At 70.4% G+C, this 21475-nt stretch carries 14 protein-coding genes; 7 read left to right on the top strand and 7 right to left on the bottom strand.

Annotation, left to right across the window (positions count from 1 at the left end; translation table 11 throughout):
* Positions 1–15: 15 nt before the first annotated feature.
* Genes ACY34H_RS22160 through ACY34H_RS22150 form a run of 3 tightly spaced genes read right to left on the bottom strand, consistent with a single transcriptional unit; the run spans position 16 to position 3525 of the window.
* Positions 16–642 carry a PqiC family protein gene (locus ACY34H_RS22160; protein WP_464979633.1) on the bottom strand — a complete coding sequence of 209 codons (627 nt, stop codon included), beginning with the start codon at positions 640–642 and terminating at the stop codon, positions 16–18.
* A complete protein-coding gene (locus ACY34H_RS22155) occupies positions 639–2258 on the bottom strand; it encodes a PqiB family protein (protein ID WP_464979632.1) in 1620 nt (539 codons plus the stop codon). Before ACY34H_RS22155 ends, ACY34H_RS22160 begins: the two co-directional genes overlap by 4 nt.
* Positions 2251–3525 carry a paraquat-inducible protein A gene (locus ACY34H_RS22150; protein ID WP_464979631.1) on the bottom strand — a complete coding sequence of 425 codons (1275 nt, stop codon included), beginning with the start codon at positions 3523–3525 and terminating at the stop codon, positions 2251–2253. Before ACY34H_RS22150 ends, ACY34H_RS22155 begins: the two co-directional genes overlap by 8 nt.
* A 314-nt stretch (positions 3526–3839) precedes the next feature.
* On the opposite strand from ACY34H_RS22150, the gene ACY34H_RS22145 reads away from it, so the two are divergent.
* Both ACY34H_RS22145 and ACY34H_RS22140 read left to right on the top strand, forming a co-directional pair.
* Positions 3840–4898, top strand: a complete 1059-nt coding sequence (locus ACY34H_RS22145) for an AI-2E family transporter (RefSeq protein WP_464979630.1) — start codon at positions 3840–3842, stop codon at positions 4896–4898.
* A gap of 11 nt (positions 4899–4909) precedes the next feature.
* Positions 4910–9262 carry an Lhr family helicase gene (locus ACY34H_RS22140; RefSeq protein ID WP_464979629.1) on the top strand — a complete coding sequence of 1451 codons (4353 nt, stop codon included), beginning with the start codon at positions 4910–4912 and terminating at the stop codon, positions 9260–9262.
* 170 nt (positions 9263–9432) lie between these two features.
* Here ACY34H_RS22140 and ACY34H_RS22135 read toward each other — a convergent pair whose 3' ends face one another.
* Positions 9433–10344 carry a LysR family transcriptional regulator gene (locus ACY34H_RS22135; protein WP_464979628.1) on the bottom strand — a complete coding sequence of 304 codons (912 nt, stop codon included), beginning with the start codon at positions 10342–10344 and terminating at the stop codon, positions 9433–9435.
* A gap of 91 nt (positions 10345–10435) precedes the next feature.
* Here ACY34H_RS22135 and ACY34H_RS22130 point away from each other — a divergent pair, with 91 nt between their 5' ends.
* The 3 genes from ACY34H_RS22130 to ACY34H_RS22120 all read left to right on the top strand — a co-directional run bounded on the left by ACY34H_RS22130 (position 10436) and on the right by ACY34H_RS22120 (position 13054).
* The gene (locus ACY34H_RS22130) at positions 10436–10633 is read left to right on the top strand and encodes a hypothetical protein (RefSeq protein WP_464979627.1); all 198 of its coding nucleotides are present in this window, start codon (positions 10436–10438) and stop codon (positions 10631–10633) included.
* 87 nt (positions 10634–10720) lie between these two features.
* Positions 10721–12256, top strand: coding sequence for a methyltransferase regulatory domain-containing protein (locus ACY34H_RS22125; RefSeq protein ID WP_464979626.1), 1536 nt, complete (start codon positions 10721–10723; stop codon positions 12254–12256).
* Positions 12257–12262: 6 nt separating this feature from the next.
* Positions 12263–13054 (top strand): AraC family transcriptional regulator, encoded by a 792-nt coding sequence (locus tag ACY34H_RS22120; protein WP_464979625.1) that lies wholly within the window; start codon positions 12263–12265, stop codon positions 13052–13054.
* Positions 13055–13061: 7 nt separating this feature from the next.
* On the opposite strand, the gene ACY34H_RS22115 is transcribed toward ACY34H_RS22120, so the two are convergent.
* The 3 genes from ACY34H_RS22115 to ACY34H_RS22105 form a co-directional block, all read right to left on the bottom strand.
* On the bottom strand, positions 13062–13649 hold the full coding sequence (locus ACY34H_RS22115; RefSeq protein ID WP_464979624.1) for a LysE family translocator: 588 nt from the start codon (positions 13647–13649) through the stop codon (positions 13062–13064).
* A gap of 110 nt (positions 13650–13759) precedes the next feature.
* On the bottom strand, positions 13760–15097 hold the full coding sequence (locus ACY34H_RS22110) for an ATP-binding protein (protein WP_464979623.1): 1338 nt from the start codon (positions 15095–15097) through the stop codon (positions 13760–13762).
* A complete protein-coding gene (locus ACY34H_RS22105; protein WP_464979622.1) occupies positions 15084–16598 on the bottom strand; it encodes an ATPase domain-containing protein in 1515 nt (504 codons plus the stop codon). The genes ACY34H_RS22110 and ACY34H_RS22105 overlap by 14 nt, the downstream gene beginning before the upstream one ends.
* A gap of 279 nt (positions 16599–16877) precedes the next feature.
* On the opposite strand from ACY34H_RS22105, the gene ACY34H_RS22100 reads away from it, so the two are divergent.
* Complete coding sequence (locus ACY34H_RS22100) at positions 16878–18827, top strand: methyl-accepting chemotaxis protein (protein ID WP_464979621.1); 1950 nt, start codon at positions 16878–16880, stop codon at positions 18825–18827.
* Positions 18828–18932: 105 nt separating this feature from the next.
* Complete coding sequence (locus ACY34H_RS22095; RefSeq protein WP_464979620.1) at positions 18933–21341, top strand: hybrid sensor histidine kinase/response regulator; 2409 nt, start codon at positions 18933–18935, stop codon at positions 21339–21341.
* Positions 21342–21475: the final 134 nt, after the last annotated feature.

Raw genomic sequence — 21475 nt, 5'->3', positions numbered from 1 at the left:
ACGCGGTCGTGGAAATCAGCATCCGGCCAGCCCGTTGCCCTGCCGGTTCCGTACGGCCCCGGCAATCGCCTCGGCCAGCTTGCCCAGCGCCGCACGGTGCGCCGCCACCACCGCCTCGTATCCGGCGCCGGCTTCCTCGCGCAGCACGCTGCGGCACGTCAGCACCGCGGCGCTGCCCACCAGCCGCACGCTCCACACGGCATCGACCAGCGCATGGCTGCCCGGCACCGATTCGAAACGCTGGATATTGGTGCTGATCCGGTACACCGCGGCACCGTCCGGCGCGGGGGTGCGGTAGACGTCGATCGCGCCGAGCCGTGACGTGACACCCAGCGACAGCGCGCCGCCGATCTCGTCGGCCAGCGGCCCGGCCCAGCGGTGCTGGTCCAGCACCTCGACCCGTCCTTCCCCCGCGCCGGCGACGACGAGCTGGTTGCGCTGCACCTGCGCCGGCACGTTCACGGCCAGCATTTCGATGTACATCGTGCCGGTACCGGCAGGCGGCGCCGGCGCGGGCGCGGACGCAGGGGTGGCGCCACCGGCCAGCGTATAAAAATGGTCGGCGGGCGGCGCCGCGCAGCCGGCCAGCACCGCAGCGAGGCCGAGCGCCGGCAGCGAACACGCATTGAACAGACGCTTCATTTCTTCTTCTCCTCCCGTGGTTTGCCGCGAATCAGCGATTCCGGATGGCGTTCGAGGTACTCGGCCAGCGCGTCGATCGATTCCATCGTGCGCGTCACTTCCTGCAGGGTGCGGCGCAGGTCGGACTGCAGCGGCGCGTCCTGCGCCAGCAGGCTTTCGGCACTGGCGAAGGTCTTGCGGGCCGAAGCGAGGGTGTCCTTCACTTCCGGCAGCACTTCGCCGTCGAGCCGCTCCAGCGTGGCGGCGGCCTTTTCCAGCGTGGCGGTGGCCTGCACCAGCGTGCGGTCGAGATTGGCGCCGATATCGTCGAACGGCACCTTGTCGAGCTTGCGGGCGATGCTCAGCAGCTGGCTTTGCAGCTCGTCCAGCGAGCCGGCCACGGTGGGCAGCACGAGCCGGTCCGGTTCCACCACCAGCGATGCTTTCGGCGCGTTCGGGAAGAAGTCCAGCGCGATGTACAGCTGGTTCGTCAGCAGGCTGCCGGTGCGCAGCTGGCCGCGCAGGCCGCGGCCGATCATGCGCGCCATCGTGTCGTGGCCGGCCTGCATGTCGCCGGAGTAGGCGTCAAGGAAGCGCTTGCCGAGCCGCCCCGGGTACAGGTCGATCGTCACCGGCATGCGGAAGGCCCTGCGCTCGCGGTCGAATTCCACGCCGACCGCGCGCACTTCACCGAGCACGATGCCGCGGAAATCGACCGGCGCGCCCGGCACCAGCCCGCGCAGCGACTGGTCGAAGTACAGCACGGCCGACACGGCGGGGCCGTCCGGCGCGCGCAGTGCCGCCGAGCGGTCCTCGGCAAGGATGAAGCGGCTGCCGGCCGGTGCCGCCGCGGCAGGCTTGCGTCCGTTGAACGATTCGAACGCGATGCCGCCCGTCGCCAGCGCCGCCAGCGACTGCGTGTTCAGCTTGAAGCCAGCCGCGTCGAGGCGCAGGTCGACGCCGCTGGCATGCCACCAGCGCGTATCCGGTCCGACGAAGCCCACATATCGGTCTTCGATGAACACGGACATGTCGATGCCGTCGCCTTCCCGGTCCAGCTCGAACGAAGCGACCTGCCCCACGCGCAGGCGGCGATAGTAGACGGGCGAGCCGATGCCGACCGAACCCAGGCTGTCCGCATGCAGCCGGTATTCGCGCCCTTTCAGGCCGGGCGGTACGGCGGGCGGCGTATCGAGGCCGGTGAATTTGCTGGTGGTCGCGCTCTTGCTGCCCGGCGCCGCGCCGATGTAGGGGCCGGACAGCAGCGTGCCCAAACCCGACACGCCGCTGGCGCCAATCTGCGGCCGCACCACCCAGAAGCGCGTGTCCTCGGCCGTGAAGCGCTTTGCCTCGCGCGCCATCTGGATCTTCGCGTCGACCCGGTTGCCGTCCTCGCCCAGCGTGACGGCGACGACCTCGCCGATGTCGACGTCCTTGTATTTCACCCTGGTCTTGCCGGCCTCCAGGCCTTCGCCGGTGGCGAAGCTGACCACGATCGTCGGGCCGCGGCTGGTCATCCAGTTGATCACCTGGGTGGCGCCGATGACGGCGGCCAGCACCGGGATCAGCCAGATCAGCGACGGCAGCCAGCGGCTCGGCCGGTCGACGGCGGGTGGCGGAAGGTCTTGCTCAGGCATGCGTTTCTCCGTTGATTTTCCTGCTGTTTTCCCCATCCTCGAGCGGATCCCAGATCAGCCGCGGGTCGAAGCGGCTGGAGGCGATCATCGTCAGGATCACCACGCAGCCGAAGGCCAGCGCGCCGGGGCCGGCGGTGATCACCGCCAGCGTCTGGAAACGCACCAGCGCCACGGTCAGCGTGACGACGAAAATATCGAGCATCGACCAGCGGCCGATGAATTCCACCATGCGGTAGACCCGCGTGCGGCCGGCCGGGGCCCAGCGCGAGCCCCACTGCGCGGTCCCGGCCAGCACCGCCAGCGCCACCAGCTTCGACACCGGCACCAGCACGCTGGCCACGAAGATCACGATGGCCAGCCCGGGCGATCCGGTTTCCCAGAACAGCACCACGCCGCTCATGATCGTGTCGCCCCCGGTGCCGCCGATCGATTCCGTGTACATCACCGGCAGGATGTTGGCCGGCACGTATAGCATCGCGGCCGCGGCCAGCAGCGCCCAGGTCCAGGTAATGCTGTTGGGGATCCGGCGATGCAGCACGGCGCCGCAGCGGCGGCAATGCCGGCCGTCGCAGGCGCCGTCGTTGAGCAGCCCGCAGGCGTGGCAGGCGACCGGCTGGCCGGATCCGGTCTCCACCGGGGCCCGGCGTACGGGATCGATCCGCTCGCCCAGTGCCCACAGGGCGCGCGGCTCGTAGCGCAGCGCGACCGCGCACAGGATCGTCAATGCGCCGAACGCGAACAGGCCGGGATGGGGAATCACCCGCGCCAGGCTGGTCATCTTGATGGCGGTGACGAGGATGCCGATCATCAGCACTTCCGTCATCGCCCAGTGGCGCGCGCCCTGCACTACCCGCAGCAGCAGGTGGAAGCCCGGCACGCGGCGCCCGCGCAGCAGCCCGGCGGACACGTACAGCAGCGCGCCCAGCTCCAGCGCGGGGAACGCCACGACGAAAAAGAACACCATCGCCGCGATCACTTCCATGCGCTCGCTCCACAGCACGCCGATGGCCTGCAGCAGGGTGGCGCCGGACGTCAGGCCGTTCATTTCCAGCTCGACGATGGGAAAGCACTGCGCGATCAGGTACACCAGCACGGCGCCGAGCGTGACGGCCACCATCGACGCCGGGGTCGGTGCCGGCCCGTGCGCATACCAGCGGTACAGCACATTGCCGCAGCGCGTGCAGCGGGCCCGCTGGCCGTCCGCCAGCGGGCGCCAGCCGTGCAGCGCGCCGCAGTCATGGCAGCCGACCGCTTCTCCTTCCCTCACGGCCGCGCCCATGCGGCGGCGCGGCGGTACAGGTCACGACAGTACAAGTCACGGCTGTACGAGTCACGACTGTACAAGGCACGAGGTCGAAAAACGGTTCGCTGCATCGGTTCTCCGGGCGAGGCGTAAAAACGGATTTTGTCATTATCATCAGTCGGGCACCTGCCCATGCGCACGATTGGCGCACGATTGGTACGCGATCGGCACGCGATGAACACCCGAGAGCCGCGACAGTGCCGGAAAGATTGCCCATTCAGCTATGATAAGGGCAACATCCGACCTGCCCATTGTATCCACCCACAATAAAAAAACCCATGAAGCGCTACACTCTGCCGCAATCCTCGTTCCTGCTGCTCCTCGGCGTCGTCACACTGGCCTTTTTCTGGATCCTGCTGCCGTTCTCCGGCGCCGTGTTCTGGGGCGTGGTGTTCGCCATCGTCTTCGCGCCGCTGTATGCCGCGCTCCTGAACGCGCTCGGCAACCGGCCCAACTCCGCCGCGCTGCTGGCGCTGCTGCTGATCGTGCTGATGGTGATCATGCCGCTGACGATGATCGCCGCCTCGCTGGTGGACCAGGCGTCCGCCGTGTACAGCATGATCAACACCGGCCAGATCGATTTCAACGTGATGTTCCAGCGCCTGATCGCCGCCCTGCCGGCGTGGGCCCTGTCGGTGCTGGAGCGCTTCGAACTGACCAATATCGCCATGCTGCAGGAAAAACTGACCGCCGGCGCGGCGCAGATCAGCCAGGCGGCGGCGCGCTATGCAATCAATTTCGGCAGCAAGGCGCTCGATTTCATGATCAGCATTACCGTCATGCTGTATTTGCTGTTCTTCCTGTTCCGCGACGGACGCACGCTGTCGGCCCGCATCAAGCGCGCCGTGCCGCTGGCATCGCGCTACAAGAAGCCGCTGTTCGACAATTTCATCACCGTGATCCGCGCCACCGTGAAGGGCAATGTGCTGGTGGCGATGGCGCAGGGCGCGCTCGGCGGGCTGATCTTCTGGCTGCTCGACGTGCCCGGCCCGCTGCTGTGGGCCGTGGTGATGGCCTTCCTGTCGCTGCTGCCGGCCGTCGGCGCTGCGATCATCTGGGGCCCGGTGGCGATCTACTTCCTGATCACGGGTGCGGTCTGGCAGGGCGTCGTGCTGGCGCTGTACGGCGTGCTGGTGATCGGCCTGGTCGACAACGTGCTGCGCCCCATCCTGGTCGGCAAGGACACCAAGCTGCCGGACTACATCGTGCTGCTGTCGACGATCGGCGGCATGGCGCTGTTCGGCCTGAACGGCTTCGTGATCGGGCCCGTGATCGCCGCGCTGTTCATCGCCGCGTGGGACCTGTTCGCCAGCGCCGACGAGTTCCACGCCGAGTAAGGGCTCCGGCGATGGCCTCCCGCCCCCGCTACGCCTTCCATCCCGCGGTGGCCGCATGGTTCGCCGCGGCCTTCCCGAAGGGCGCCACCGAAGCGCAGCGCCACGCCTGGCCGCTGATCCAGGCCGGCAAGGCCACGCTGGTCGCCGCGCCGACCGGCTCCGGCAAGACGCTGACGGCGTTCCTGGCCGCCATCGACGCGCTGGTGCGGGAGAGCGAACGGCAGGCGCTGCCCGATGAAACGCGGGTGCTCTACATCTCGCCGCTGAAGGCGCTGTCGAACGATATCCGCGTCAACCTGCTGGCGCCTCTGGAAGGCATCGACCGCGAGCTTGCCGCGATGGACCTGCCGCCGCACGGCATCCGCAGCGCCGTGCGCACCGGCGACACGCCGCAGGCCGAGCGCAACGCGGCGCGCAAGCGGCCGCCGCACATCCTCGTCTCGACGCCGGAATCGCTGTATGTGCTGCTGGGTTCCGACAGCGGCCGCGCCATGCTGTCCACCGTGCGCACGGTGATCGTCGACGAGATCCACGCGGTGGCCGGCAGCAAGCGCGGTAGCCACCTGTCGCTCAGCCTCGAACGGCTGGCCGCGCTGCGCGAGATCCCTCCCGTGCGGGTCGGCCTGTCGGCAACGCAGAAACCGCTGTCGGTAGTGGCGCAATTCCTGGCCGGCGCCGGGCGCGCCTGCGCCGTGGTCGACGTCGGCCACGTGCGGGCCCGCGACCTGGGCCTGGAACTGCCGCCGGTGCCGCTGGAAGCGGTCATGCCGAACGAAGTCTGGGAACGCGTCTACGACCGGCTGGCCGAACTGTCGGTGCTGCACCGGACCACGCTGGTGTTCGTCAACACCCGGCGCATGGCCGAGCGGATGGCGCGCCACCTGGCCGACCGCCTTGGCGCCGAGCACGTGGCGGCCCACCACGGCAGCCTGGCCAAGGAATTCCGGCTCGACGCGGAGCAGCGGCTGAAGCGCGGCGACCTGCGCATGCTGATCGCCACCGCGTCGCTCGAACTGGGCATCGACATCGGCGACGTCGACCTGGTCTGCCAGATCGGCTCGCCACGCAGCATCGCCGCCTTCCTGCAGCGGGTCGGCCGTTCCGGCCACCATGTGGGCGGCCTGCCGAAAGGCCGGCTGTTCCCGACCTCGCGCGACGACCTGGTCGAATGCACCGCCCTGCTCGACTGCGTGCGCCGCGACGAACTCGACACGCTGCACGTCCCGGTCGCCCCGCTGGACGTGCTGGCGCAGCAGATCGTGGCCGAAGTGGGCAGCCGCGAGTGGCACGAGGATGCGCTGTTCGCCCTGGTACGGGGCGCGATGCCGTACGCGGCGCTGGACCGCGACCGTTTCGACGCCGTGCTGCGCATGCTGACCGAGGGTTTCAACAGCCGGCAAGGGGTGCGCGGCGCATACCTGCACCGCGACGCCGTCAGCGGCACGGTGCGCGGCCGGCGCGGCGGCCGGCTGACCGCCGTCACCTCGGGCGGCGCCATTCCCGACAACGCCGACTTCACGGTGCTGCTGGAACCGGGCGGGCAGAACGTCGGCACGGTGCACGAGGATTTTGCGGTGGAAAGCCTGGCTGGCGACGTATTCCAGCTCGGCAACACCTCCTACCGCATCGTGCGGGTCGAAGCCGGCAAGGTGCGCGTGGAAGATGCCCGCGGCGCGGCGCCCAACATCCCGTTCTGGCTGGGCGAGGCGCCGGGCCGCAGCGACGAACTGTCGCTCGGCGTGGCGCGCCTGCGCGGCGAGATCGACCGGCTGCTGGGGGAGAAGGAAAACGGCGAGGACGCAATCGAGCACGCCATCGGCTGGCTGTTCGAACACCTCGGCCTGGGCGACGACGCGGCGCGCCAGGTCGTCGAATACCTGGCACGGGCCCGCGCGGCGCTGTCGGCGCTGCCCACCCGCGACACGCTGGTCATGGAACGCTTCTTCGACGAATCGGGCGGCATGCAGCTGGTGCTGCACGCGCCGTACGGCAGCCGCATCAACCGGGCCTGGGGCCTGGCGCTGCGCAAGCGCTTCTGCCGCACTTTCAACTTCGAACTGCAGGCGGCCGCCACCGAGGATGCCATCGTGCTGTCGCTGTCGGAAAGCCACAGTTTTCCGCTCGACGAAGTGTGGCGCTACCTGCGCTCGACCAGTGCCGAGCACATTCTCGTCCAGGCCCTGCTCGACGCGCCGCTGTTCAACGTGCGCTGGCGCTGGAACGCGACCACGGCGCTGGCGCTGCCGCGCTTCGCCGGCGGGCGCAAAGTGGCGCCGCAGCTGATGCGGATGAAGAGCGACGACATGCTGGCGGCCGTGTTCCCGGATGGCGCCGCGTGCCTGGAAAACATCGTCGGCGAACGCGAACTGCCCAGCCACCCGCTGGTCGACCAGACGGTGGACGACTGCCTGCACGAGGCGATGGACAGCGAAGGCTGGCTGGCGCTGCTGCGGCGCATGGAGGCCGGCGAGGTGCGGCTGCTGTCGCGCGACCTGCCGGCGCCGTCGCCGCTGGCGATGGAGATCCTCAACGCCCGCCCCTACGCCTTCCTCGACGATGCGCCGCTGGAAGAGCGCCGCACCCAGGCGGTGCTGAACCGGCGCTGGACCGATCCGGCCTCCACCGACGATCTCGGCGCGCTCGATGCCGGCGCCATCGACGCGGTGGCCGACGAGGCGTGGCCGCGCGTGCGCAATGCGGACGAGATGCACGAGGCGCTGGTGGCGCTGGCCTGCGTCGCGCGCGACGAGGCGGCCGCCAACGAAGGCTGGAACGACTGGCTCGCCATGCTGGCCGGAAGCGGCCGCGCCACGCGCCTGCGAGGCGGCGGCGCGGACTTCTGGGTCGCGCTGGAACGGCTGGCCTGCGTGCAGGCGGCGTATCCGGAGGCGGCGGCCGCCCCGCCGCTGGCGATTCCCGACCGGCTGGCGCTGGACGGCGACGAGGCGTGGACGCGCGATGCCGCGCTGGTCGAACTGCTACGCGCACGCCTGTCCGGTTTCGGGCCGCAGACGGTCGCCGCCATCGCTTCGCCACTGGGCTTGCCGGAGAGTACGGTCACCATCGCGCTGACGGCGCTGGAGGGCGAAGGCTATGTGATGCGCGGCCGCTTCACGCCCGGCGCCGTCGCCGAGGAATGGTGCGAACGCCACCTGCTGGCACGCATCCACCGCTATACCATCAGGAGCCTGCGGCGCGAGATCGAGCCGGTGGAGCGGCAGGATTTCATGCGCTTCCTGTTCGAATGGCAGCATGTGAGCGACGATACGCGCCTGCAGGGCAGCGACGCGCTACCCCAGGCACTGGCACAGCTGGAAGGCTACGAGGCGGCGGCCGGCGCCTGGGAAAGCGATCTGCTGGCCACCCGCGTCAAGGATTACTCGCTGCTGTGGCTCGATGAACTGTGCCGTGCCGGCCGCATCGTGTGGACGCGTGTCGGCGCGCCGTCCAGCGCCAGCGGCGGGCCGGTGCGCGGCACCCCGCTGGTGCTGCTGCCGCGCCGGCAACTGGCGCCGTGGCACGCGCTGCCGGCGGTGGCCAGCGAGGTGCAGGTGTCCTCGCGCGCCATGCGCGTGCTCGATGCGCTGCGCGCCCACGGCGCGATGTTCTTCGACGAACTCACGCACGATGCGCGGCTGCTGGGGGCGGAACTGGAGGATGCGCTGGGCGAGCTGGTGGCCACGGGCCTGGTCAACGCCGACAGCTATGCCGGCCTGCGTGCGATGCTGGTGCCGGCGAACAAACGCAACACGATGGACCGCAAGCGCCGCCGCGGCGCCGGCCCGACGATGGAGGAAGCGGGCCGCTGGGCCCTGGTGCGCCGCGCCGATGGCGTGACGATCGTCGAGCGCGGCGCGGCCGCCGACGCGGCGCCCGCGCCGGCACCGTCGCGCCGGCCGCGCACCGAGCCGGCAACGCTGGAACACATCGCCATGACGCTGCTGCGCCGCTACGGCGTGATGTTCTGGCACCTGCTGGAACGGGAAGCGGCGTGGCTGCCGGCGTGGCGCGAACTGCTGCCGGTGTACCACCGCCTGGAAGCGCGCGGCGAAATCCGCGGCGGGCGCTTCGTGGCCGGCCTGTCCGGCGAACAGTTCGCGCTGCCCGAAGCGATCCCCCTGCTGCGCGAGATGCGGCGCCGGCCGCACGATGGCGCGCTGGTGGCGGTGTCCGGCGTCGACCCGCTGAACCTGTGCGGCATCCTGCTGCCCGGCGACAAGGTGCCCGCGCTGGCCGGCAACCGCGTGCTGTTCCGCGACGGCGCCCCCGTCGCCACGCTCGTCGCCGGCAAGTTCCACTACCTGCAGTCGCCGGACCCCGCCGAACGCGAGGCCCTGCACGCGCGGCTGGTCGCGCAGCGGTAAGCGTGGAGGCAGCACTTGATACGGATGTCGCAGACAGCGGCTGAGCAGCAGGGGACTGTCCCCGCATGGGGACTGTCCCCGCATGGGGACTGTCCCCGCATGGGGACTGTCCCCGGTTTTTGCGAACGTCGCCATAATGCAGGCAAAAACCGGGGACAGCCCCCTGCGACTCATCCGCCTCCCGGCTGGCTGCACGCAAGGATCGCGTCGCGCAGCCAGCGGTGGCCCGGGTCGTCGTCGCGCCGCGCGTGCCAGGCCTGCTGGTACGAAAAGCTGGGCAGCGCGAACGGCGGCCGGAAGCGCCGCAGGGCCTTGTGCGGGGCCATCGCGCCGCTGGTGCGGCTGGCGGCAGTGAGGATCAGGTCGGTGCCGGCGATCAGTTCCACCGCGGCGCTCCAGTGCGGCAGGGCGACGGCGATATGGCGCTGCAGGCCCAGTTCGCCGAGGGCCCGCTCGATCTCGTCGTGCGAATCGGGCCGCAGCGCCAGCTTCACGTGCGGGCGGAGCAGGAATTCTTCCAGCGTCAGCCCGCCTTTCGGCGGCAGCGTCGCCTTGTCGGCCAGGCTGATGAACTCCTCGGCAAACAGGTCCTGCACGTGGATCGTCTCGGGCCGGTCGGGGAAGATGCCGAGTGCCACGTCGACTTCGCCATCGACGAGCTGGGCCAGCATGGCATCCCGGCTGGCCTGGCTGACCGCCAGGTCGATGCCCGGCGCGTGGCGGCGCACGTGGCGCACCAGCGGCGGCAGGATGATGCGCGCCGAGTAGTCCGACAGCGTGAGCCGGAAGCGGCGCTGCGCGGCGGCCGGATCGAACTGCTGCGCGGCCAGCAGGCCGTTCAGCGTGGCCAGCGCCTCGGCCAGCGGTTCGATCAGTGCCAGGGCGCGCGGCGTCAGCGCCATCTGCCCATCGCGGCGCACCAGCAGCGGATCGTCGAAGCGGGCACGCAGCTGCGCCAGCGCGTGGCTGACGGCGGGCTGGCTCTTGTGCAGCCGCAGCGCGGCCCGGGTGACGTGTTTTTCCGCCAGCAGCGCATGCAGCGTCAGCAGCAGGTTCAGGTCGATACGCCGCAGTTCATCCATCGCAGTCGATCAGGAAATTATTCATGTGGCGAATAGTACACGTGCACAGGAACGATTTCCATCGATGCCGCGCATGCGCGAAGATGGGCGCATGAAATCCAGGACCGCCCTCCTTGCCATTCTCCCCGCCGCCGTCGCCGTGCTGGCCGGCGCCGCACTGCCGTTCCAGGGCGCCGCCGCCGGCCACGTGCCGGAGCACCCGCTGTGGAGCGCCGCCGCCTGCGGCATCATCGCGCTGGCGGTGCTGCTGCTGCTGCGCCTGCCCGCCGCGGCGGCGCCGCCGCGCTAGGCCGGCACGGCAGGCGGACGCAATAGTCCCGCACGGGACCACGCGCCTGGCTTACACTGGCGGGATCGTCAACGACTGGAATACCGTATGTCCGACTGGTCCGCAGGCTATGTTTCCGACATCGGCTACACCTATGGCGTGTATCCGGAACTGAACCCGCTGCGCGTGCGCCTGGCATTCCTCAATGCCGGGCTGGTGTTCCCCGAACATGCCATCGCGTGCGAGCTGGGCTTCGGCCAGGGCGTCAGCGTCAACGTGCACGCGGCGGCCTCCGGCACCGAATGGCATGGCACCGACTTCAACCCGGTGCAGGCCGGCTTTGCCCGCGAACTGGCCGCCGCCTCGGGCGCCGGCGCGCACCTGTGCGATGCGTCGTTCGCCGAATTCTGCGCCCGCCCCGACCTGCCCGATTTCGACTTCATCTGCCTGCACGGCGTGTGGAGCTGGGTGTCGGACGACAACCGGCGCGTGCTGGTCGATTTCGTGCGCCGCAAGCTGAAGGTCGGCGGCGTGCTGTATGTCAGCTACAACACACAGCCCGGCTGGGCAGCGCTGAGCCCGGTGCGCGAGCTGATGACGCGCCACTATGCGACGATGACGGTGCCCAGCGCCGATATCGGGCAGCGTATCGGCCAGTCGCTCGGCTTCGCCGACGCGCTGCTGGCCACCAACCCGGGCTTCGCGCAGGCCAATCCGCACGTGCCCGCGCGGATGGAACTGCTGAAGGCGTCCGGCACGGCCTACCTGGCCCACGAGTACTTCAACCGCGACTGGCAGCCGATGTCGTTCCCCGCGCTGGCCGAATGGCTGGAACCGGCAAAGCTGGAATTCGCCTGCCCGGCAACCTACATCGAGCATATCGACAGCGCCATCGTCACCCCGGAGCAGGCGCGCTTCCTGCAAGGCGTGGCCGATCCGGGGCTGCGGCAGCTGGCATTCGACTTCATGATCAACCAGCAGTTCCGGCGCGACTACTGGGTGCGCGGCGCGCGCCGGCTCGCGCCGCTGGAGCGCGCCCGGCTGCTGCGCCGGCAGCGCGTCGTGCTGGTGATGGCGCCGGAGGACGTGGTCTACACCGTCAAGGCCGGGCAGATCGAAGTGGGCCTGAACGAAGCGCTGCACCGCCCCGTGATCGACGCGCTGGCCGACCACCGGCCGCGCACCATCGGCGAACTGGAAAGCGCCTGCGGCGCCGCAGGGCTGGCCGCCGCGCAGGTGCTGCAGGCGGTATTCCAGCTGGCCGGCACGCAGCAGATCCAGCCCGCGCAGGACGAGGCGGCCACCGAACGGGCCCTGCCGGCGTGCCGGCGGCTGAACGATCGCCTGGTCGCCCTGGCCGAACACGGCGGCGACATCCATTACCTGGCCTCGCCCGTCACCGGCGGCGGCATTCCCGTGCCGCGGCTGCACCAGCTGTTCCTGCTCGGCCTGGCGCGCGGCCATGCCCAGGCCGGCGAGCTAGTCGCCTTCGCGATGGCGCTGGGCGCCGGGCGGGACCTGCAGGCCATCCATGGCGACGCGGCGGCCACGGTCGACCGGCAGGTCGCCCTGCTCGAACGGCAGGCCGCCGCCTTCCTGCAACGCCGCCTGCCGTTACTGCGGGCGCTGGCGGTGGTATCCTGACGGCCAATGAGCACACCGGCCTTCTGGCGCGACGACGCCCTGCCCTTCCTCGAAGCGCGCTCCATCGTGGATGGCCGTGGCGTCTGCTACGCGAAGCATTCGCATGAAACCTTTTCGATCGGCGCGATCACCGGCGGCGAAAGCACCTACCTGAACGGGCGCCTGCGCGAACACGTGGGGGCCGGCACCGTGGTGCTGATGAACCCCGGCGACGTCCATGCCTGCAACCCGCTGGACAGGCAACCGTGGTCGTACCGCATGTTCCATGTGGACAGCCGCTGGCTGGCGCAGGTGCAGGGATGCGATGCCTTCCAGCCCTATGCCGCCGTGGCGAGCCGGGCTCCCGGCCTGTTCGCGCGGCTGGAAGCGCTGTACGCGGCCTGCACCGACCCGGCCGCCGGCGCGCTGGAAAAGCACGGCACCGCGCTGGACTTTTTCACGGTCATGCACGACACGCTGCAGCCGGCGCCCGCCGCGCCGCGCCCGGATCACCAGGTGCGGCACGCCGCCGATTACCTGCGCGCGCACCTTGCCGGCACCCCGTCGCTGGACGACCTGTGCGCCGCCACGGGATTGTCGCCGTCCTACCTGATCCGCGCCTTCAAGGCGCGCTACGGCATGACGCCGCACGCCTGGCTGGTCGACTGCCGCATCCAGTACTGCCGCGAACAGCTGCGGCGCGGCAGGCCGATCGCCGACGTGGCCCTGGCGGCCGGCTTCGCCGACCAGGCGCACCTGCAGCGCGCGTTCAAGCGCCACGTGGCGGCCACGCCGGGCCAGTACCGCAAGGTGCGATAGCAGCTCGCTAATTCGCCAGCAGCCACGCCGCGCTCGCGGCCAGCAGCAGCGCCATCGCCCGGTTGAACAGGCGCACGCGCGCCGCGTTGGCCAGCCAGCCGCGCAGCGCGGCACCGGCCCACGCCCAGCAGAATACCGACAGCCAGCAGACGACGAAGTAGATGGCGGCGAACTGCCACACCAGCGCGCCGCCGCCGTCGGCCGCATACGCGCCCATGCCGGAAACGGCGGCCAGCCAGGCCTTCGGGTTCAGCCACTGCATCGCCGCGCCGGCCAGCAGCGACGGCCCGCGCGGCGTGCCCTGGAAACTCAGTTCGCCGTCATCGGCCGCCAGCTGCCACGCCAGCCAGAACAAAAAAGCGATGCCGGCCCAGCGGATGAAGACGATCAGCTGCGGCCACCGTTCCATCAGGCCGTACAGGCCCAGCCCGACCAGCAGCAACAGCACGGTGAACCCGATGGTGGCGCCGCTGACGTGGCGCATGCTGGCGGCCAGGCCGTGCCGGGCGCCGGCGCCGAGGGCAACGATGTTGACCGGGCCGGGCGTGATCGAGGAGACCAGCGCGAAGGCGGCCATCGACAGGTAAAGAGTCATGGGGGCGCTCCCTGGATGAAAGAAGCGCCACGATAGCGGCCCGCCGCTGTCCCGTATTGAACGGAATTGCCCTGGCAGGTGCCGGTCGCCGGCAGCCTGCCATGCCGGAATCAGCCCGTCACGCTGGCGGCCGCGCCGCTACCCGGCCTGGCTTCCGGACCGGGCTCGCCACTGTCTGCCGGCAGCCATATCTCGACCGTGGTGCCCTGCCCGGGCATGCTCTCCAGGCGCGCCATGCCGCCCGATTGGCGCGCCATGCCGTACACCTGGGACAGACCCAGGCCAGTGCCCTTGCCCACCGCCTTGGTCGTGAAGAAGGGCTCGAATACCCGGGCGGCGATGTCCGGGCGCATGCCGGGGCCGTTGTCCGACACGGCCATGCGCACGAAGATTCCCCCGGCACTGTCGGGCAGCAGCCCGGCCGGAGGGCGCGGCATCGACGCGCGCAGCACGATGCGGCCGCCGCCGGGCATCGCGTCGCGCGCGTTGATGACCAGGTTCAGCAGGGCCATTTCGATCTGGCTGGCGTCGGCCACCACGGCGCTCACGCCCGGCGCGACGCCGGTCACGATCTCGAACGCGTCGCCCAGCAGGGGCCGCGCCATCTGCAGCACGGCGTCAAACAGCGGTGCGACGCCGAGCGGGCGCAAGTCCAGCTTCTGGTTGCGCGCGAAGGCCAGCAACTGCGCTGTCAGCCTGGCGCCGCGCTCGCATGCCGCCTGCGCCGTTTCGGCGCGGCGCCGCACCGCGGCATCCGTGCTGGTGGCCAGGATCAGCTCCATGCTGCCCTGCACGACATTGAGCAGGTTGTTGAAATCGTGCGCGACGCCGCCCGTCAGTTGCCCCAGCGATTCCATCTTCTGGTACTGCAGCATCGCCTGCTGGACTTTCTCGCGCTCGGCCACTTCGGCGGTCAGCCTGTCGTGCGCCTGCGCCAGCGCGCGCGTGCGCTCGGCCACGCGCGACTCCAGCGTGGCATTCAGCACGGCCAGCTCGTCGGATACCCGCTGGCGGTCGGCCAGTACGGCGCGCGCCTGGTATTGCCGGTAGCGTGCCCGCAAGGCCGCGCCGGTCGCGCTGCCCAGCGTTTCAGCACTCAGCGGGCGCTCCAGCAGGATGACGTTGCCCAGTGCGGAGAACAGGGCGTCGGAACCGGGCCGGCGCGGCCCCAGCCGCCTTGACAGCAGCACGATGAAGGGAAAATCCGACCACGGCTCCTGGGCCGCCAGCCAGTCATGCAGCGGCGCCAGGTCGGCGCCGTGCAGCGCCTCGTCGGTGACGATGGCCGCCGCGGCGCCGGCCACGATGGCAGCGACCAGCGCGCCGAAATCTGCCACGGCTTCGCAGCGCGCCCCATGGCGAATGACGACATCGGCGGTCACTTCGGCGTCGCGGCCGCGCGGCGCCAGGACGAGCACCCTGCCTTCGGCCGCGTCAGTCCGGGGCATCGGCGGCCGACATCATCGCGGTGCTGCCACGGTAGCTCGGCAGCCCGGTCAGCACGCCCTCGAAACCGACGAGTGGAGCGCCAATGCCGATACCGTGGCTGTGCAGCACCAGCTCGTGGATCGTCAGCGCGTGGCTGGCGGCGCGGCTCTTCACCACCGTGAGGGCACGCCGCAGCTTGCCCCCTGCTTCGAAGAAGCGCATCAGCAGGGTCGAGTCACTAAGGTAACTCAGGTCGACGTCCCGCTCCATCGCCCCGACCAGGCCGTGCTCGCCCAGCACCAGCACGGTCGTCACGCCCTTCTGGTTCAGGTAGGCAAGCAGTTCGTGCATCTGCAGCGTCAGGTACTGCTCGCCGGGCATCGCCTGCAGGTAGGCATTGAGGCTGTCGATGGCCATGAAGGTCACGCCGCCGGTTTCCACCGCATCGCGCAGCATCTGGGCAAACTCGCCCGGCGACAGTTCCGCCGGGTCGACATGGCGCAAGGTCATCTGGCCATTGGCCAGGTACGGTGCCGCGTCCATGCCCAGCGCCGCGCTGCGCGCCAGGAAGGTGCCCAGGCCTTCATCGAACAGGTAGAACGCGGCCTTCTCGCCGCGTTCCAGCGCGGCGAGCATGCAGCGCATGGTCACGGTGGTCTTGCCGACGCCGGACGGGCCCATGATCAGCGTGTTGGTGCCGGCAACCAGGCCGCCGCCCAGCAGCGCGTCGAGGCCCTCGTTGCCCGTGCCGCGTGCCACCGGCACGAACGAGCCGGCATGCTCGGCGGCCACCAGGCGCGGGAACATGCGGATGCCGCCCGTCTCCAGCACGTAGTCGTGATAGCCGCCGCGGAACTGGAAGCCGCGCATCTTGATGATGTTGACGCGGCGCCGCTCCTTGCCGAATTCCTGGGCGATCTGCTCCAGGCTGATGACGCCATGCGAGATGCTGTGCAGGTGCTGGTCGGACTGGCTGGTCTTGTCGTCCAGCAGCAGTACCGTACAGGCGCGCGACGAAAAGAACTGTTTCAGCGCCAGGATCTGGCGGCGGTAGCGCAGCGGGTTCTGCGCCAGCAGCCTCAGTTCGGACAGGCTGTCGAACACCACCCGCGCCGGCCGCACGCGCTCGACCCGGTCCAGCACGCCCTTGGTGGTCTCGCCGAGTTCCACCTCGGCGGGATGCAGGATCGACTGCTGCGCATCCGGATCGAGGGCCACCTCGTCGGCCAGCTCGAACAGGTCGATGCCGTCCAGCGACCAGCCATGGCTTTCCGCCACCGCATCGAGCTCGTCGGCCGTCTCCGACAGCGTGATGTACAGCCCGGCCTCACCCCTGGCCCTGCCGTCGAGCAGGAATTGCAGGCCGAGCGTCGTCTTGCCGGAGCCGGGCGAGCCTTCGACCAGGTAAACCCGCTCGGCGGTCAGGCCGCCGCACAGAATGTCGTCCAGGCCGGGAATGCCGGTGGACAGGCGGCGCGCCGGCTTGCGCGCGGTGCGGCGGGAATTGACGGGTGTATCCATGCTGTCGTCCAGGAAGCTTATACCGATGCGACAATTATATGGCAGGGCAGCAATCCTGCGCGGCCGGCTGCCCGCAAGCGAACCCCGGGCCGCGCTGCACGGTTGACAATACGTTGCCTCCGATATCACACCAACCTCCGGATCTGTTGTTCCGGCGACGCAGTGGCTGGCGAAATGCATGGCGCGCGGACGCGCGGGCATGGCGTTCCCACCGAACGACGCTAACATTGCCGCGTGGATACACGATATTCGCCGCTATCCCGCATCTCGGAGATTTCAATGAATTTGGCAACCATCAACCCGGCACGGGGCGCCCTGTCGCTGAATGCCCGCATCAGCCTGGCCGCTTCGGCGCTTGTCATCGCCAGCCTGGCCGTCACCGCCACGGTCACCGGCATCCGCGGACACGACACGGCGCACGACGCCGCGCTGCACCTGGCGCGCGCCACCTCGGCCGAAGCGGCCGACGCGCTGCAGGGCCGGCTGGGCAGCAGCCTGGCCGCCGTGGCCACGCTCGCTGGCGGGCTGGGCAACACGCTGGCCGACGGCCCGGCGCTGAACCGCGACCAGGTCGACAACCTGACGAAGGCGATCCTGCTGGGTACCGAGGACCTGGTCGGCGTGTCCGCCGCGATGGAACCCGATGCGCTCGACGGCAAGGATGCCGAGTTCGCCGGCCAGGGCCCGCGTTTCGACGCCAGCGGCCGCCACATGCCCTACTTCAGCCGCGCGGCGGGCGGCGGTGTCCACGCCGAGCCGATCGTGTTCGTCACCACGCCGGGCGGAAACGACTGGTACGACGTGCCGAAAAACACCGGCAAGCGCTATTTCTCCGAACCGTATGCCTACCCGGTCAACGGCAAGACCGTGCTGATCGCCTCGCTGGTGACGCCGATCATGGTCGAGGGCAAGGCGCGCGGCGTGGTCACCGGCGACTTCATGCTGACCCGGCTGACGGACATCCTGGCCGGCATGAAGACGATGGACGGCGCCGAACTGGCGCTGGTGTCGAACGGCGGCCTGTATGCCAGCCACCCGGTGGCTGCGCGCAACGGCAAGCGCGCCGACGACCTGCCGGCCGCCGCGCTGGAGGCGGTGCGCGCCGGCAAGCCGTACGAGTATGCCGCGGACGGCATCGTCCACCTGCTGCAGCCGGTGCGCCTGCATGACGAAATCGCGCCATGGTCGGTGCGCCTGTCGTTCCCGGAAACGGTGGCCACGGCGCCGGCGCGCGAACAGCTGAAATACACGCTGCTGGCCTCGGCGCTGTGCGCCGTCGTCGCCGCGCTGGCCATGGTCACCGTGCTGCGCCGCCTGACCCGGCCGCTGCGCGACCTGGCCCGCACCATGACGCAGCTGGCCGGCGGAAATGCCGACCTGTCCATCCGGCTCAAGGTGAAAGGCAGCGACGAGCTGGCCGTGATCGCCACCGGCTTCAATGATTTCGCCGCCAAGATCGAGCGCGTGCTGGCCAGGGTGCGCGACAGTTCCGGCAGCGTGGCGGCGGCCAGCGACGAGATCAGCCGCGGCAACCTGGACCTGTCGGCCCGCACCGAGCAGCAGGCCAGCTCGCTGGAGGAAACGGCGGCCTCGATGGAACAGCTGACCGGCAGCGTGCGCCAGAATTCCGACAATGCGGCGCAGGCGCGCCAGCTGGCGGCCAACGCGTCCGAAGTGGCGCTGCGCGGCGGCGCCGTGGTGGCGCAGGTGGTCGACACGATGGCGGCGATCGATGCCTCGTCGAGCAAGGTGGTGGACATCATCGCCGTGATCGACGGCATCGCGTTCCAGACCAATATCCTGGCGCTGAACGCGGCCGTGGAAGCGGCGCGCGCCGGCGAACAGGGCCGCGGCTTCGCCGTGGTGGCCAGCGAAGTGCGCACGCTGGCGCAGCGTTCGGCCAGCGCGGCAAGGGAGATCAAGGCGCTGATCGGCGATTCGGCGGCCCAGGTGCAGCGCGGCAGCGCGCTGGTCAAGGATGCCGGCGCCACGATGGACGGCGTGGTCGCCAGCGTGCGCCAGGTGGCCGACATCATCGCCGAGATCGCCGCCGCCGGCGCCGAGCAGAGCGGCGGCATCGGCCAGGTCAACCAGGCCATCGTGCAGATGGACGGCGTGACGCAGCAGAATGCCGCGCTGGTCGAGGAAGCCGCCGCCGCGGCCGAGAGCCTGAAGCAGCAGGCCGACACGCTGGTGGCGCTGGTCGGCGAGTTCCGCATCGGGGCGTAGTGGCGGCACGCGGCGCCATGGCCGCGTGACGTGCGCGAGGGCGGCGCGGGCATTGCTAAACTGTGGCTCAGTAAAGGACAGCACACGCCACACGACAAGGCAACCATGTTCGGAGACGCTCGCGTTGTACGCAGGATGGCCTCGCTCGGCGCAGGTGCCCGCTGGGGCGGCGCCGTCCTGCTGGCGGTGCTGGCGGTGGCGCTGCAGATGCTGCAGTGGCAGTTCGACGGCGGCCGGGCGCCCTTCCTCGTTTTCATCCCGTGCCTGGTGTTCGCGGCCGCCGCGTTTGGCCGCGGACCGGCCCTGCTGATCTTCGCCACCGGTCTGGCTGCGGGAGTATGGATGCTCGCCCCGCACGGCCCATCGCCCGTCCGGGCCGGCAGCGAACCGGCCGCCGTCGCCGCATACGCGCTGCTCGGCATCCTCTCGATCTACCTGGGCGGCCTGGGGCGGCTCTACGCGGGCCGCGCGCTGCGCGCCGAACAGGCGCTGGCCGACCAGCGCGTGGCGCAGAGCGAGGCGCAGCGCGATCACCTGTACCGGCTGCTGCTGCAGGCACCCGGCTTTGTCGCGATCCTGCGCGGCCCGGCGCACCTGATCGAACTGACCAACACGGATTTCGACGCCCTGGTCGGCCGCGGCGGCCTGGTCGGCACGCCGTTCGCCAGTGCCGTGCCGGAACTGGCCTCGGCCCACCTGGTGGCCCAGCTCGACGCGGCCTTCCGCGGCGGCATGTCGTACGCGGCGCGCGAGACGCCGGTGCATGTCGGCAGCGGCGACGGCACGGCGGAACGGCTGCGCTACGTCGACTTCGCGCTCCAGCCCATCGGCGACAACGGACTGCCGACGGGGGTCTTCCTGTCCGGCGTCGACGTCACCGAAGCGCGCCGCGCGCGCGAGGCCCTGCTGTTGAACGAGGAGCGCCTGAAGGAAGGCCTGATGGCGGCCCGCATGGCCGTGTGGGAGTTCGACCTGGACCGCAATGAAGTGCTTTTCTCGGACAGCGCCGTGTTCCTGTTCGGCGCCACGCTGGACGCGTTGCGCCAGCCATGGCACCTGATCCACCCGGACGACCTGCCGCGGCTGCTCGAAGCCCGGGCGGCGGCCATCGTCCGGCGCGGCGACTACCAGATGATCCTGCGGGCCCGGCGGGCCGACGGCGGCACGACGCTGTGGCTCGACCTGCGCGGCCGCTGCATCGTCGGCGACGACGGCAGCGTGCGACAGTTGCGTGGCGTCACGATCGACGTGACCGCCCGCGAAGTGGCCGAGCAGGGATTGCGCGCGGCCGAGCGGCGCAAGGACGAATTCCTGGCGATGCTGGCCCACGAACTGCGCAATCCGCTGGCACCGATCAGCGCCGCGGCCACGCTGCTGCAGCGCGGCATTGCCCAGCCGGCGCAGGTGGCCATGGCCGCCGCGATCGTGGCACGGCAGTCGGCGCACCTGTCGCGACTGGTGGACGACCTGCTCGACGCGGCGCGCATCAGCCGCGGCAAGATCGAACTGGTGGCACGCCCGTTCGACCTGCGCGAGGCCGTGCGCGACGCGCTCGAGCAGGTCCACCCGCTGCTGGCCGCGCGGCACCACGCGCTCGAGACGGCGCTGCCGCCCGGCCCGGTGGGGGTCGACGGCGACCGCGCGCGCCTGACGCAGGTCGTGGCCAACCTGCTCAGCAATGCGATCCGCTTCACGCCGGCGGGCGGCCGCATCGGCGTCACGCTGGCCATCGAGGGCAACGGCACCGGCCATGCCGCCGGCAATACCGCGGGCCATGCCGGTGGCAATGCAGACGGCAATGCCGCTGGCAACGGCGGCTATGCGCAGCTGAGCGTCAGCGACGATGGCTGCGGCATCCCGGCCGAGCTGCTGCCGCACGTGTTCGGCCTGTTCACGCAGGGCGAACGTGGCGCCGACCGTTCGCAGGGCGGGCTGGGCATCGGCCTGGCCATCGTCTCCGGCCTGGTGGCGCTGCATGGCGGCACGGTGCAGGCGGCCAGCGACGGCCAGGGTCGCGGCGCCCGCTTCACCGTCACGCTGCCGGCCATCGCGCTGCCGGACGCCCCCGCCCCCGCCGCGCCACCGGACGGCCCGGGGAAAGCCCTGGACCTGCTGCTGGTGGACGACAATCGCGATGCCGCCGATACGCTGGCCATCCTGCTGCGCAGCGTCGGGCACCGCTGCGAGACCCGCTACGACGCGGAATCGGCCCTGGAGGCGGTCCGCCACGGCCTGCCCGATGCCTGCATCCTCGACATCGGCCTGCCCGGCATGGATGGCTACGCGCTGGCGCGCGAGATCCGCGCCATTGCCGGCGACCGGGCGGCCGAGCACGGCGCGAACCGGAAAGGCATCGTGCTGTTCGCATTGAGCGGCTACGGCCGCGCGGAAGACCGCGAACAGGCCGCGGCCGCCGGATTCGACCGCCATTTCGTCAAGCCCGTGTCGCCGGAGGCGCTGCTGGAAGCCCTTGCCGAGGTGCCAGCCGGCGACGATACCGCCGGCGCCCGGTGACGTGCGCGCGAATCGCGTCGCGATCGCATCCGGCACGCGTCCGCACCGGTCCGTCCGGCTGCACGGCGGCTCGTCCGCCCGCGCCGGGCTACAATCCCGGCAATGTCCAGTTCGATACCCGCCCCCTCTCCGGC

Source organism: Pseudoduganella sp. jia 9, assembly GCF_055502615.1.
This window is presented reverse-complemented; position numbering and strand designations above follow the sequence as displayed.

What these genes read in the sequence shown, in the direction of transcription:
- ACY34H_RS22155 (WP_464979632.1), bottom strand. Translation starts at nt 2,258, where the DNA reads ATGCCTGAGCAAGACCTTCCGCCACCCGCCGTCGACCGGCCGAGCCGC.
- ACY34H_RS22105 (WP_464979622.1), bottom strand. Translation starts at nt 16,598, where the DNA reads ATGGATACACCCGTCAATTCCCGCCGCACCGCGCGCAAGCCGGCGCGC.
- ACY34H_RS22120 (WP_464979625.1), top strand. Translation starts at nt 12,263, where the DNA reads ATGAGCACACCGGCCTTCTGGCGCGACGACGCCCTGCCCTTCCTCGAA.
- ACY34H_RS22140 (WP_464979629.1), top strand. Translation starts at nt 4,910, where the DNA reads ATGGCCTCCCGCCCCCGCTACGCCTTCCATCCCGCGGTGGCCGCATGG.
- ACY34H_RS22110 (WP_464979623.1), bottom strand. Translation starts at nt 15,097, where the DNA reads ATGCCCCGGACTGACGCGGCCGAAGGCAGGGTGCTCGTCCTGGCGCCG.
- ACY34H_RS22115 (WP_464979624.1), bottom strand. Translation starts at nt 13,649, where the DNA reads ATGACTCTTTACCTGTCGATGGCCGCCTTCGCGCTGGTCTCCTCGATC.
- ACY34H_RS22145 (WP_464979630.1), top strand. Translation starts at nt 3,840, where the DNA reads ATGAAGCGCTACACTCTGCCGCAATCCTCGTTCCTGCTGCTCCTCGGC.
- ACY34H_RS22125 (WP_464979626.1), top strand. Translation starts at nt 10,721, where the DNA reads ATGTCCGACTGGTCCGCAGGCTATGTTTCCGACATCGGCTACACCTAT.
- ACY34H_RS22130 (WP_464979627.1), top strand. Translation starts at nt 10,436, where the DNA reads ATGAAATCCAGGACCGCCCTCCTTGCCATTCTCCCCGCCGCCGTCGCC.
- ACY34H_RS22095 (WP_464979620.1), top strand. Translation starts at nt 18,933, where the DNA reads ATGTTCGGAGACGCTCGCGTTGTACGCAGGATGGCCTCGCTCGGCGCA.
- ACY34H_RS22160 (WP_464979633.1), bottom strand. Translation starts at nt 642, where the DNA reads ATGAAGCGTCTGTTCAATGCGTGTTCGCTGCCGGCGCTCGGCCTCGCT.
- ACY34H_RS22135 (WP_464979628.1), bottom strand. Translation starts at nt 10,344, where the DNA reads ATGGATGAACTGCGGCGTATCGACCTGAACCTGCTGCTGACGCTGCAT.
- ACY34H_RS22100 (WP_464979621.1), top strand. Translation starts at nt 16,878, where the DNA reads ATGAATTTGGCAACCATCAACCCGGCACGGGGCGCCCTGTCGCTGAAT.